At 72.6% G+C, this 818-nt stretch carries 2 protein-coding genes; one reads left to right on the top strand and one right to left on the bottom strand.

Features of this window, described 5'->3' with window-relative positions; all coding sequences use genetic code 11:
• Positions 1 to 55: 55 nt before the first annotated feature.
• On the top strand, positions 56 to 421 hold the full coding sequence (locus BN2279_RS09790; RefSeq protein WP_159037182.1) for a hypothetical protein: 366 nt from the start codon (positions 56 to 58) through the stop codon (positions 419 to 421).
• Here the strand turns inward: BN2279_RS09790 and BN2279_RS09785 are convergent.
• Positions 409 to 726: a WS/DGAT domain-containing protein gene (locus BN2279_RS09785; protein WP_059008320.1), complete on the bottom strand. Its 318-nt coding sequence runs from the start codon at positions 724 to 726 to the stop codon at positions 409 to 411. The two genes, BN2279_RS09790 and BN2279_RS09785, sit on opposite strands and share 13 nt — an antisense overlap.
• Positions 727 to 818: the final 92 nt, after the last annotated feature.

The raw sequence follows: 818 nt of genomic DNA, 5'->3' as shown, positions 1-818 counted from the left end.
GTAGCGGCCGGTGGGGGAGAGGGGTCCACACGAGCCTGTTGGGGGGCGGGGTCAGATGGGTATAAGAGACGGGACGATCACCGGGCTGCTGTGCGGGGTGGACGGGCCGGGAGTGTGCCGGGCCGACAGCGTCACCGTGGAGGGGACGCTGCTGAGCCACCCGGGTACCGCCGGTGGGGGGGCGGAGCTGGTGACGCGCGCCGAGCGGGCCGTGCTGGACCGGGGCGTGCGCCTGCGGGCCGACGCGCTGCGCGGCCGACTGTTCGGGCTGCTCCCGGTGGTCCTGTCGACGGCCGCGGTGCCGCCGGTGCCGATCCCCTACCTGGTGCTGCGGGACGTCGAGGCGCGCGGGCTGTGGGCCGAGGCGGGCCGGATCGTCACGGACGGCGCGCGGATCGGCGCCGGTGCTCACATGCCGTAGGTCTTCTCCAGCTCGGCGAGGGCCTCCTCCCACAGCGCCGGCAGGAGGGCCGGGTCCGGGTCGGTGAGGTCCGAGGTGAAGGCCACGGCCGACTCCGAACCGTATGTCGTCAGCGCGACGGTCAGCGGGTTCCCGAACAGCAGCGGGGGCAGGGCGACGGCCCGCCGCACCGGGTCGCCGTTGACCGTGATGCCGTCGCCGAGCCGCACGTTGGTGGTCAGCAGGGCGGTGCGGCGGGGGTGGAGCAGGCAGCGGACGACGAGGGCGGGCAGCAGCGGCACGGTGCGCAGCGCGGCTCGCTGCACCGGGCCCCTTTACTCATCTCCGAGACCCAGAGTCAGGCAGAAAACACGATCGGCGTCCTCATCATATAAAAGAAAAACACTCCCATCTATGG

This window comes from Streptomyces specialis, from assembly GCF_001493375.1.
In the GTDB taxonomy this organism is placed as follows: Bacteria; Actinomycetota; Actinomycetes; order Streptomycetales; family Streptomycetaceae; genus Streptomyces; species Streptomyces specialis.
The sequence above is the reverse complement of the archived record's forward strand: the minus strand, read 5'-3'. Positions and strand labels throughout refer to the sequence as shown.